An 11,717-nucleotide genomic window follows, 5' to 3' on the forward strand; every position below is an offset into this window, starting at 1 on the left:
CCATCTCTCTTATCTTTTTATCTGTTTTAACTGAATATCTTGTTGTGCTAATACTTCACGCAAACGAGCCATATCGCCCTTTTGAGGAATACCTGTAAGGTAAATACGTCCTTGGCTATCCATTGAGAGATCAAGCACTTTATCTTCTTCGGTCACGCTTCTATCAAAGGCACTAAAACGCGCACACCCCATCGCTGTTAAGCAATGAAGTTGCTGATTATCACTGCCTCGTAACATCAAACTTTGCGTGGTTTCCACTTGATATCGACCACTCATCAACGCATCAATTAAGCCTGACATTTTAGTGACTTGAGGTTCTATCTCATCCCAGTGATAACCACTGTAAATAAAAATATCCCCTGTGAATTGCTGACGTAGCGCGATTAATAACGCATAAAGCGCCTCTGGCTGTTCAAAAGGTTCACCACCCGAAATCGTAATACCATCAGCAAATGCAAACCAAGGTTGAATTTGTTGAATAAGTGCATCAACTGAGGAGCTTTCGGCTTTGCTTTCCCATGTATCTGGTGATAAACAGCCTTTACAGCGTAAAGAGCATCCTTGAAACCAGATACCAATTCGTTTTCCTGGCCCTAATGTTGTCACTGGAAAGTGAATTCGAGATAAACTGATCTGCATTAATTTGCCTGTGGCACCAAAATAATATTGGTCATTTCACCTATTTGAATATCCGCAATTTGATAGGCTTTTCCTACTGCTAAATCACTGTCAAAAATAGCCCTTGAGAGCGGGTTAATTAAATAAACCTCTAATTGGTTACGAATACCACGGCCACCATTTGATAAATCAGATAAACAGTAGGATTTTAACGTTGATTTAGCCGCCTCTGATATCGACAATGTAAGCGATTGTTTATCAAGGCTAGATAAGATATTTGCGACCATTTGTTCAAATATCTGCTCTGCGACATCTTCTCGAATAAAATCAAAAACGATAATGTTTTCACCTATACGGTTTAATAATTCTGGTCGATTTAAAACTAATTTAAAATGACGCTCTATTTCACTTTTTACTTTACGGCTGACATTTTCAAACGGTTCATGAGGTAGAACATTCGCCACTCTTTCGCCATTATTATCAACGCGATAAATTCCAAGGTTTGAGGTGAATATAATTAAAGCTTCAGAAAAATAGACGCGATCACCACGCCCAGAGGTTAATACCCCATCATCAATAATTTGTAGGAATTTATCCATTAAATGAGGATGTGCTTTTTCTATTTCATCAAATAACACAACACTAAAAGGCTTTTCACGAATAGCATTGGTTAATTCACCACCAGAGTCATAACCGACATAACCTGGAGGCGCACCAATTAAACGTTGATCTGCATGTTCGGCACTAAATTCAGACATATCAAAACGAATATAAGCACTTTCATCACCAAACAGCAGTTGTGTCACCGTTTTCGCTAACTCAGTTTTACCCACCCCCGTTGGTCCTGCTAAAAATAGCACGCCCCGAGGTCTTCCGCCTTTATTGCTACCGACACCCGTCATTGCACGCTTAATAATATCTAATAAATGCGTGACAGCATGTTGTTGCCCTTTAACACGACGTTGTATAACTTGTGGTGCGTTACGAATTTTTTGTTTATCGATTTTTTGCCAAGGATCTTCCGTAATACCGACTTTGTAACGTCTTACCGCATCACTAATTCGCGTTATTTCCACTTCTTCGATACGCGCTAATTGCACTATCGCGACTAAATCCAGCAGTAATAGCCCTTCTGTTTCATCAATAAAATCATTAAGAAGTGACTCTTTTTCACTCTCAATAAGCGATGAAAATCCTGCCAATGACACCAATAAATTAGGTGCTAGCGCTCTGCGGATCTGGCTATCGGGTTTTGCAACAGGAATGGCGCGAATTCGAGGATTATTAACGGTAAACCAATCCGGTAAATCAGTCTCTTTTTCCACTACCCAAAAAACGCTATTAAAGAAAGGTTGATTATGTTCGCCGGCGGGTCTTGCTTTAGCTTGATGAGAAGTCACTAATGCTCGTGTAAATAAGCTATGTTCGGCAGGCGTAAGATTATCACGATGAGAAAGCAAGCAAGAGGCGAAATCGATACATAACGCAATCGGCTGACCTGTTATCGTTTGCCATTTTTCTAATACGCTATTTAAGCTGTCGATATTACCTGATGCGCGATCGCCCGTAACTGTTAATCCTAATTGTTGCATTAATATTGCGCCATCTTGTAAAGACTGCGTAGGATTAGCAACCCATTGAAACCCAGCTAACGGCGTGTAAGTGATGATATGAACGTAGCCCACTTCATACAAACTGTTATAAAGTGACTGGTTAAAAGGCAGTGGTGTTATTATATTGGGTGCAACTTCACTGGCTTGTAAGTCGCGCACATTACCAAATAACACAAACTGGCTTTTCAATGGAATAAAGCGAAGTAAATCACGTAACCAGCGTGGTTTTTGAAAAGCAGTATTCATATCATCCCTTATTGAAAATAAAATATATCTTACCTTAGTTCCTCAATATACAGGCTGTTTATATTGAGGACAGTGTTAATTATCTAGAGAGTTTGATCATAAAATGAAAATAGAGCCATAAAGACTCTATTTAAAATAAGTGTTGTTGTAAGCCACATTACCACCAGCGATGAAAATGATGTACAGGGCCGAAGCCTTGCCCAACTTCTAAACTATCGGCATGTTCTAGCGCTTGTTGTAAATAGGCTTTTGCTTGTTCAACACAAGTTTGCCAATCAGAAACTTGAGGACGAATAGCCGCTAAAGCGGCTGAAAGAGTACATCCTGTACCGTGGGTATTTTTTGTATTAACGCGTTTTGAAGTAAATCGCCACTCGCCATCTTGAGTAAATAACCAATCAGGGCTTTCATTTTCAGCTAAATGCCCCCCCTTCATCAACACCGCTTTGCATCCTTGTTTTAGTAATGCATAACCTTGTTGTCTCATCGTTATTTCATCTTTAGCGACCTCACAACCTAGCAGTGCTGCCGCTTCAGGTAAATTAGGTGTGATCAAATCAACCAAAGGCAAAAGCTGATTAACCATTTTATTAACGGCATCAGGCTGTAATAGCGGATCACCACTTTTTGCAATCATTACGGTATCAAGTACAACAAAAGGAATGGCATATTGCTGAAGTTTGTCGCAAACCACATCAATAATCGCGGCATTAGAGAGCATACCAATTTTGGCACTATCAATGCGAACATCAGACAAAACAGCATCTAATTGAGCGGCAACAAAATCGGGGGATAAATCATAAACACGACGGACACCACAGGTATTTTGAGCAACAAGTGCTGTCATTACTGTCGTGCCATAGACACCCAGTGCGGAAAATGTTTTCAGATCAGCCTGAATACCCGCACCACCACTAGGATCGGTGCCTGCGATAGACAATGCATTGAATCTCACTGATTAACTCCTCCTTTCACCAGTTACAGAAAAGTCGGGCTCTGTTAATCAGCAGAGTTACCTTGACTTCCCTACGCTGGCATTATCCAGATCAGGTTATACGGGTTCATCTCAGCCATAAGGCGCCCCGAGCCAAAGCCTGTAAATTCAGGCGATAAGGAGTATCGCATGCTCAAGATAAAGATGCTAGTAACCAGCGAGGATCGCTTTGTATATTTTTATCCGTTTTAACGATAATCGATATATTAATTGTCAGAAGAAGTGAATATGATAAATCATCAAATAAAATAACAGAATAAAATCAATGAATTATAAAGAACACGATATAAATCTTGATAAATTATTAAGAATAAATAGCGCCAATGTTGAAAATACAATTCACTTTTTAAATGAAGGAGTTAACGATATTTCAATAAATTATTTTGAAATTCCAATCGGATACCGTTTAGTTAAATCATTACGTAAAGATCAATACAGACTTATCACCGCAGATAAAGAAAGTGAAACAGCCTACCTTGTTGAACTTAGACTTCGGCAAGATATTGTTTATGGAAAAACAACGTGTACTCAAATAAAAGTTTGGCGTTCCCGTATACCTAAACATCGTGATGCAAATAATGATTTTCCACGATCTATAGTCCATCACATCCTAAATGATTATCACATTATGATCACTTTAGAAGACCAACTAGGGATAAATAAACGATTTTGGGACATAATGATTTCATGGGCTTTTAGCAAAAAATACTTTATATCTCTTTCAAATAGAACAAAAGGTATTCATTCACTAACTACGATAAACTGTTTAGATGAACTTTATGAAAAATGGGAAAATTGTTACTGGAGTAAAGATCACGATACCCATCGGCTACTTATCATTAGCCAAGAAAAATTATCTCAATAATAAACAATATATTTCCTGAAAATATGTGAATAAACATTATTCGCACGTTTTTGCTTTAGGACAATCTGCACAAAAAACCGACACCTTACTAAATAAAACGCTCACCACTTAAACGATTTATAAACCAACACAGAATTTTTCTTTTTTTTATTTAACTCTTCTTATTCATTACTCTATTATCCTGCTGGAAATTAATCTCTTTTGATAAGTTGATGTTATTGATATTAAATTTATCTCAAGTTGATATCAATATTTCAATTAAGTCATAAAAATAGATATTTTGTGGATTTTTTCTGTTGAAGATGACTAAGCCTAAATTATATCTTACAGGCCTTATTTATCAGTTATTTATTTAAAATCTAATAAAAACTTAATTTTTTATTAAAAACAATACATTATCATAAAGAATAACAGCATTTAATATCAGACAAAATTACGTTCATAAGTACAATAAATCTATTTGTTTTCTTCTTAACCGATTCTAATCCCTTAAGATTTTATTTAAGAAGTAAAGTTTCAGATACCTCTTATCTTAAATACTTGTCGATTAAATAACACTATTAGTAATGTTTATTTGTCATCACCAGAATCACTGTTTATGCCGTACTCGGAGTTATATTATGTCATCATCCTATTTTCACTCTAGCGTATTAGCAACCACGTTGTTTTCGCTTGCGTTAACAACAACTGCTTTCGCTTCTGAAAATAATACAAATACCCATCAGATTATTACGACAGAAAACCAACAAGTCACCAGTAATGCGTCTCAATCTAATAATGAAGAGAGCTACTGGGGAAAATTTAAGCGTAATGTCAATCAAACTTGGGATAACGACCAATATAATTACTATTTACCAGTATGGACTTGGCATAACCGTTTTACTTACGATAGAGAAAAAACTAATCGCTATAACGAAACACCTTGGGGTTTTGGTATGGGTAAATATCGTTATGACAATGACGGTGATTGGCACTCTCTTTATGCGATGGCATTTATGGACTCAAATAACCGAGTACAACCTATTATGGGCTATGGTTTTGAGAAAATGTGGTATCCCGGCGATCAAGACGGGTTCCGTATGGGGGCAGGATTTACACTAAGCATTACAGCGCGCCATGAATACAACTATATTCCTATGCCACTTCCTTTACCGTTAGTTTCTGTCGGCTACGGGCATCTTTCACTACAAGCAACCTATGTACCAGGAACTTATAACAACGGTAACGTGTTATTTGCTTGGTTACGTTGGCAGTAGTTTCCTTATTTTTGTCTATCAGAATAAGTGTAAGCAATAAAAATAGAACATAAAAAAACGCATCATTTAGATGCGTTTTTCTTATTCAGCAAAATGACTCAATCAATCTGTAATAACTTAAATATCTTGGCTTGCTTGAGTACTATTAGGTGCTTTCTTCATACGGGAAATCTTAAATCCAACCCATAAGAATGCAATCCAGAATGGCATTAAAATCACCGAAATATTCACTTGTGGCATAAATAAAATAATCACTAAAATCATGCATAAGAAAGCAAGGCAGATATAGTTACCATATGGATACCAAAGTGCTTTAAAGAAAGGCTCTACACCCTCTTTGTTTTTTGCGGCTCTGAATTTTAAATTCGCCAAACAGATCATAATCCAGTTAAGCACTAACGTGGTTACAACCAATGCCATTAATAACTCTAATGCCTGATCAGGTAATAAGTAGTTAACTAAAATACCCAATGAAGTCGCAATTGCAGATAACAGTAACGACACGACTGGCACACCACGTTTATTAATACGAGAGAGTGCATGCGGTGCATTACCCTGTTTAGCCAAACCATAAAGCATGCGACTATTAGAATAAACACCACTGTTATAAACAGACAGTGCCGCTGTTAATACCACCGCATTTAAAATATTCGCGATTAGGAAATTATCCAAGTTATGGAAAATCAGAACGAATGGGCTTTCACCTTTAACAACTTGAGTCCAAGGATAAAGTGAAAGTAACACTAATAGCGAACCGATATAGAAAATTAAAATACGATAAACAACTTGGTTAGTCGCCTTCGGGATACTGACTTTTGGATTTTCAGCTTCAGCAGCGGTGATCCCCACCAGCTCAAGTCCACCAAAAGAGAACATTACAATGGCTAATGCAGACATAAAGCCCGTAAAACCATGAGGGAAAAAGCCTAACTCCCATAAATTACTGACAGAAGCTTGAGGGCCACCATTACCACTCGCCAGTAAGTAGCTTCCAAACAAAATCATCCCGACAATCGCCAATACTTTAATAATGGCAAACCAGAACTCTGTTTCACCATACATTTTCACGTTAATCAGATTAATTAAGTTGATTGCCACAAAGAAGATAGCAACAGAAACCCAAACAGGAATATCGGGTAACCAATAGTTAATATATTTACCTGCTGCGGTTAATTCTGCCATGCCGACAAGAATAAACATCACCCAGTAGTTCCAGCCAGATAAGAAGCCTGCAAATGGGCTCCAATATTTATTAGCAAAGTGACTAAACGAACCCGCAACTGGCTCTTCGGCAACCATTTCGCCTAATTGGCGCATGATCATAAACGCAATAAAACCACCAATAGCATATCCTAAGATAACTGATGGACCTGTCATATTAATTGTTTGCGCTATACCAAGAAACAGACCAGCGCCGACAGCACCACCCAGCGCAATTAGCTGGATATGTCGATTTTTCAGACCGCGCTTAAGTTCTGTCTGTTGCGACTCTCTCGCCATACATCCTCTTCTCTTTATTATTTTATCAACTTAACGTGTAAACTAATATTTACGATTTTGTTTATTTCAAGCCACCATTAAAACACTATTCTGACTTGAATAACAAATACATTTTATGCTAGGCGAAAAATAATAAGAAAAGCTATCTTTTAGTGATGTTTAGAGGGGAATAATGTGGTAAAGCGACAAAGACCTTGTTGGAAATCCTCTCCACGATCGCAAAAATTATCTAAAGCCACAAGATAGAGGCCAAAGGTAATGGCTAATGCAATAATTAAGCTAATAATTATTTTCTTTGCGTTCAATTTAAAATCCTTTAAATACATTTTGTTAGTATGACTTATCACATTATAAGCATTCGCTTAAATACGATAACAAGACAGGGAGTTGTTGTTATAAAATCCGCAATCAATTATCTCTATGAGTAAATTTAGCATAACTTTCATTATGAAAGGTAAACGCTTCCTCGACAGACTTCAGATAATTTGCATTATTTCGCTCTAAACTGTATGTAAAATGACCTTATATTATTTAATTACACATTTTGCCAACGATTTAGAGATAGCTATCCATTAATATGGATTTCTCTGTCTGCCATTTTTTGTATAAGATTAGGGAGTTAATTTTGATTTTTACCTTAACTTCATTGATAGAATGGAACTGTAATGCCACAAGATAATCATCTCGCATTGGTTTGCGCGCTAAGTAAATGGATTGAGGAGCATTTAGGCCGTGTTATCCATCTTGAAGAGTTGGCGGCTTATTCTGGGTATTCTCTTTGGCACATGCAGAAAATCTTTAAAGAAGTCACAGGCACCTCTTTAGGAAAGTATATCCGTCAGCGTAGATTAGCTGGCGCTATTCATTTATTACGTACCAGTGAGCGCTCTATCTTCGATATCGCCCTTGATTTCGGCTTTGGTTCACAATCTCACTTTACTTATATGTTCCGTAAAGAGTATGGCATCACGCCTTTCGATTTTCGGCAAAATCAAGAGATCGTTTTAGAAACCAAACAGCCTTTACATTTACAATCACCTTGTTGTGATTAACCCTTCCATTTATGTGGCATTATGCAGATAGCCTTTAATGTCACATAAATAATACTCAAGCTATGTGATGATAGACCGCTTCGCCCTTCCTTTATCATGATTGCTTTTATTTAATATGGGGATGCTAATGAGTATTAAGCTTATCGCTATTGATTTAGATGGAACCTTGCTCAACAAACAACACGAAATTACGCCTGAAGTAAAACAAGCAGTTCAGCGAGCAAAAGAGGCGGGAGTTAAGATTGTATTAGCTTCAGGACGCTCCTTTAATGGCATCTCTCCTTATTTAAAAACACTTGGTCTTGATACCTCTGATTGTTACTGTATCAGCAATAATGGTAGCCAAATCCATCAAGCAGATAACGGTGAGGTTATTATTCAAGATCTGCTCAATTTCGAGGATTACCTCTATTTTGAAAGCCTTGCTCGTGAAATAGGCGTCCATTTTCACGTTATTAGTGACAATAAGATTTATACCACCAATAGTCATATTAGCCATTTCACCTGCCAAGAAGCCTTTTTATCTTGGACACCGCTTTATTATCGTCCACTGAATGAAATGCAAACGGATATGTATTTTAGTAAGTTTATGATTGTTGATGCACCTGCTGTTTTAGATAATGCCATTCAATATCTTCCTACTAATATTTATGAGCAATATAGCATATTACGTAGTGCCCCTTATTTTATTGAAGTGTTGAACACCAATGTTAATAAAGGGAGTGCGGTTCAAAAAGTGGCTGAATATTTAAAAATTACACCAGAAAAAATCATGTGTATTGGTGATCAAGGTAATGATTTAGCAATGCTAAAATATGCTGGTTTAGGTGTTGCGATGGGAAATGCCCCTGAAGAAGTGAAGAAAGTCGCCAAATTCGTCACACTTTCTAATGAAGAGCACGGTGTTGCAGCCGCTATCAATAAATTTATTTAAACACGATCTTTTTTGTGTTTTATCGTGAATGTCTACAAAATTATATAGCAATTGTGATCCTTAGCAGAGGATCACACTGCTTTTCGACCAAAAACACAGCCTTTTATTATTCTATAATTGCTGTTAAATGAGCGTTAAATCTGCCTTTCTTCTTACATATCCTTCAGAATTTGTTACTATCAATTCACTTTTCGTTATTCAAACTGCATTTTCACAACATATTAAGCTGTTAATTAAGCTAGATGTAGAATAACAAATATAAATCATTTATATATTTTCTTCACAGACAGGTAGTTTAAGTTATGCTTTCTACAAAAGATATGCTCGTTCTTGGAATGATGGTTTTTGCACTATTCCTTGGCGCTGGCAATATTATTTTCCCCCCTATGGCGGGTTTTCAATCAGGAAACCTCTGGTTTAGTACATCTTTAGGTTTCCTTGTTACTGGTGTCTTACTCCCTTTCCTAACCTTAGTTATTGTTGCAATTCGCGGGCGTGGTGAGCGTCTTTCTGTTGATTTGCCTTCATGGGTTGCCGTTATTTTCTGGGTAGCACTGTATCTTATCGTAGGCTCTACTTTTGCAATGCCTCGTGTCACCAATACCGCTTATGAAATGGGTTTCTTACCTTTAGGGCTTATTGAGAAAAATACGGTAACACACCTTACTTTTGCACTTATTTTCAATATCACTAGTATGTTCTTCATGCTAAAACAAGGCACCATGATCAGCGCCATTGGTAAGTTTATGACTCCGGCACTGTTAGTCCTGCTGGTGGTTGTAGGTATTGCTGTTGTGGCTAAACCGATTTCCCCAATTGGTGAGCCAACAGGTCTTTATGCTGTTAATGGTTTCTTCTCTGGCTTTATTGATGGCTACCAAACCATGGATGTCCTTTCTGCTATGGCGTTTGGTGGTATCGTGGCTCGTGCTTTATATACCAAAGGTATTACTGAACCGCGCCAGATCGGTTTTATTACCGTAAAAGCCGGCATGATTTCAGTTTTACTGTTAGCCGCGCTTTATCTGTGCCTTTTCTACTTAGGTGCGACAAGCCACTCTGTTTCTGTCTTTGCTGATCCTGCTCTTAATGCCACTAACGGTGGTCAAATTTTCTCACGTTATGTTGATGCATTATTTGGCTCTGTGGGTACTTGGCTGATGGGTGGTATTGTTTTATTAGCCAGTATGACAACACTTGTGGGTGTAACAAGTGCCGCTGCAGACTACTTTGCGACATTCCATCATCGCTTAGGTTATCGTTTCTGGGTTGTGGTATTTACATTAATGACCACAGTCGTATCAACTTTTGGTCTTGATACATTATTACGAGTGACTATTCCTGCATTATTAATGATTTATCCAACATCAGTCACATTAGTATTACTACAATTTATTCGTAATAAATTAAAAGCACCCCGCTTTACCTATCGCTTTACCATTGCAATCATTGTCTTAATGAGTCTTTTCGATACATTGAAACAATTGAAATGGTTAAATGCTGATTTACTACAATTATTTAGCTATATCCCGCTTTCTGATTATGGTTTAGGTTGGGTATTACCAGGTGTGATTGCATTCGTAATTTCGCTGGTTGTTAGCTTAAACCTTAAAGAAGAAAACCTTCCAGTAGGAAATACAGCAAAATAATCAGCATATAACACCTAATTTGTAATACTGATTGTAAGTTGATAAAAAAAGCGTCTGCCAAATTTTATATTGGAGACGCTTTTTTATTGTCTACTTATCACAGGATATTTTAATTAAGTTCGGTATTTCTCAATCAATGCCCTTAAAATCGCTTCTGATTGAGCATCAGGGATGCCATTGGCTTTCGTTGATCTAAAATGCATTTGGAAAGCTTTTACCACTTTTAGTGCTTTATTATCTAACACACCATTTGTTGGTGTTTGATAACCATATTGCTGTAATAACTTTTGGAAATTTGCCACATCAACCGGCTCTGAAGGATCTCTACCCGCTAAATAAGTTTGCACTAATTCCTTATCAGCCCAAGCACCTATTCCTTGATTTGCTAATCTTTCCCAAGGGAATAAAGGTCCCGGATCAACTTTTCTTTGAGGTGCGATATCGCTGTGACCTAAAACGTTTTGAGGTTCGATATCATAACGTTCAATAATATCTTTCATCACGACTGACATAGTCACGATTTGATCTGCGGTATAAGAATACCAATACCTAAACTTACCATTATCACGGTAACCCAGATTGACTATCTCAATGCCAATAGAGCAATTATTTAGGCTAGTTGCATCTCCCCACTGACTAATGCCTGCATGCCATGCGATTTGTCTTTCATCCACTAATGAAGTGATCACTGGTTTTCCGTCAATAGATGAAGGATGTGTGGGGATCAAATAATGGCTGCTAACTCGTCCCCCAGTAAGAACCTTAAGTGAGCGTTCATCATCTAGCGCGGTATAGTGCATCACTAAATATTTTACACAGTCATTAGCTTCCTGCTTATTAGGAATAACTTTAACTATATATTCACCTCTATCAATAAATTCTGGTTGCTTGGCACAACTGGTTAAGAGGCTTATTGCAATAAGTAATCCTATGTAATACCGACTAGATCTCATTTCTGATCCTTGATTTAATATTCCCAAAGCTAAATTG

Annotated in this window: 11 protein-coding genes and 1 riboswitch; of the genes, 5 read left to right on the forward strand and 6 right to left on the reverse strand. The window is 37.4% G+C overall.

Features of this window, described 5'->3' with window-relative positions:
• Window positions 1–9: 9 nt before the first annotated feature.
• From ABN236_RS09355 to thiD, 3 genes are all read right to left on the reverse strand, one after another.
• Complete coding sequence (locus ABN236_RS09355) at window positions 10–639, reverse strand: 4Fe-4S single cluster domain-containing protein (RefSeq protein ID WP_349473870.1); 630 nt, start codon at window positions 637–639, stop codon at window positions 10–12.
• On the reverse strand, window positions 639–2,477 hold the full coding sequence (locus ABN236_RS09360; protein WP_349473871.1) for an AAA family ATPase: 1,839 nt from the start codon (window positions 2,475–2,477) through the stop codon (window positions 639–641). The genes ABN236_RS09355 and ABN236_RS09360 overlap by 1 nt, the downstream gene beginning before the upstream one ends.
• 157 nt (window positions 2,478–2,634) lie before the next feature.
• Window positions 2,635–3,432, reverse strand: a complete 798-nt coding sequence (gene thiD, locus ABN236_RS09365; RefSeq protein ID WP_349473872.1) for a bifunctional hydroxymethylpyrimidine kinase/phosphomethylpyrimidine kinase — start codon at window positions 3,430–3,432, stop codon at window positions 2,635–2,637.
• A 51-nt stretch (window positions 3,433–3,483) separates the two neighbouring features.
• Window positions 3,484–3,572, reverse strand: a riboswitch (TPP riboswitch).
• Window positions 3,573–3,736: 164 nt separating this feature from the next.
• Between thiD and ABN236_RS09370 the strand changes: the two genes are divergently transcribed.
• Window positions 3,737–4,336 carry a hypothetical protein gene (locus tag ABN236_RS09370; RefSeq protein WP_349473873.1) on the forward strand — a complete coding sequence of 200 codons (600 nt, stop codon included), beginning with the start codon at window positions 3,737–3,739 and terminating at the stop codon, window positions 4,334–4,336.
• 620 nt (window positions 4,337–4,956) lie between these two features.
• Window positions 4,957–5,592, forward strand: a complete 636-nt coding sequence (gene pagP / locus ABN236_RS09375) for a lipid IV(A) palmitoyltransferase PagP (RefSeq protein WP_349473874.1) — start codon at window positions 4,957–4,959, stop codon at window positions 5,590–5,592.
• A gap of 117 nt (window positions 5,593–5,709) precedes the next feature.
• Here pagP and ABN236_RS09380 read toward each other — a convergent pair whose 3' ends face one another.
• Window positions 5,710–7,092 (reverse strand): amino acid permease, encoded by a 1,383-nt coding sequence (locus ABN236_RS09380; RefSeq protein WP_161711426.1) that lies wholly within the window; start codon window positions 7,090–7,092, stop codon window positions 5,710–5,712.
• 149 nt (window positions 7,093–7,241) lie between these two features.
• The gene (gene mgrB / locus ABN236_RS09385) at window positions 7,242–7,397 is read right to left on the reverse strand and encodes a PhoP/PhoQ regulatory lipoprotein MgrB (protein ID WP_226892284.1); all 156 of its coding nucleotides are present in this window, start codon (window positions 7,395–7,397) and stop codon (window positions 7,242–7,244) included.
• A 360-nt stretch (window positions 7,398–7,757) separates the two neighbouring features.
• Here mgrB and ABN236_RS09390 point away from each other — a divergent pair, with 360 nt between their 5' ends.
• The 3 genes from ABN236_RS09390 (at window position 7,758) to brnQ (ending at window position 10,727) form a co-directional block, all read left to right on the forward strand.
• Window positions 7,758–8,144, forward strand: a complete 387-nt coding sequence (locus ABN236_RS09390) for a helix-turn-helix domain-containing protein (protein ID WP_006533085.1) — start codon at window positions 7,758–7,760, stop codon at window positions 8,142–8,144.
• Between the two features lie 127 nt (window positions 8,145–8,271).
• Window positions 8,272–9,078 (forward strand): sugar-phosphatase, encoded by an 807-nt coding sequence (gene yidA, locus ABN236_RS09395; protein ID WP_349473875.1) that lies wholly within the window; start codon window positions 8,272–8,274, stop codon window positions 9,076–9,078.
• A 302-nt stretch (window positions 9,079–9,380) separates the two neighbouring features.
• A complete protein-coding gene (gene brnQ, locus ABN236_RS09400) occupies window positions 9,381–10,727 on the forward strand; it encodes a branched-chain amino acid transport system II carrier protein (RefSeq protein ID WP_088495268.1) in 1,347 nt (448 codons plus the stop codon).
• Window positions 10,728–10,840: 113 nt separating this feature from the next.
• Here brnQ and ABN236_RS09405 read toward each other — a convergent pair whose 3' ends face one another.
• Complete coding sequence (locus ABN236_RS09405; RefSeq protein WP_349473876.1) at window positions 10,841–11,680, reverse strand: N-acetylmuramoyl-L-alanine amidase; 840 nt, start codon at window positions 11,678–11,680, stop codon at window positions 10,841–10,843.
• Window positions 11,681–11,717: the final 37 nt, after the last annotated feature.

This window comes from Proteus sp. fly-1013, from assembly GCF_040140245.1.
Taxonomy (GTDB): Bacteria; Pseudomonadota; Gammaproteobacteria; order Enterobacterales; family Enterobacteriaceae; genus Proteus; species Proteus mirabilis_B.

Excerpts from the sequence above, each read along its gene's own strand:
- ABN236_RS09370 (WP_349473873.1), top strand. The coding sequence starts at position 3,737 with ATGAATTATAAAGAACACGATATAAATCTTGATAAATTATTAAGAATA.
- ABN236_RS09360 (WP_349473871.1), bottom strand. The coding sequence starts at position 2,477 with ATGAATACTGCTTTTCAAAAACCACGCTGGTTACGTGATTTACTTCGC.
- ABN236_RS09355 (WP_349473870.1), bottom strand. The coding sequence starts at position 639 with ATGCAGATCAGTTTATCTCGAATTCACTTTCCAGTGACAACATTAGGG.
- brnQ (WP_088495268.1), top strand. The coding sequence starts at position 9,381 with ATGCTTTCTACAAAAGATATGCTCGTTCTTGGAATGATGGTTTTTGCA.
- pagP (WP_349473874.1), top strand. The coding sequence starts at position 4,957 with ATGTCATCATCCTATTTTCACTCTAGCGTATTAGCAACCACGTTGTTT.
- yidA (WP_349473875.1), top strand. The coding sequence starts at position 8,272 with ATGAGTATTAAGCTTATCGCTATTGATTTAGATGGAACCTTGCTCAAC.
- ABN236_RS09405 (WP_349473876.1), bottom strand. The coding sequence starts at position 11,680 with ATGAGATCTAGTCGGTATTACATAGGATTACTTATTGCAATAAGCCTC.
- ABN236_RS09390 (WP_006533085.1), top strand. The coding sequence starts at position 7,758 with ATGCCACAAGATAATCATCTCGCATTGGTTTGCGCGCTAAGTAAATGG.
- ABN236_RS09380 (WP_161711426.1), bottom strand. The coding sequence starts at position 7,092 with ATGGCGAGAGAGTCGCAACAGACAGAACTTAAGCGCGGTCTGAAAAAT.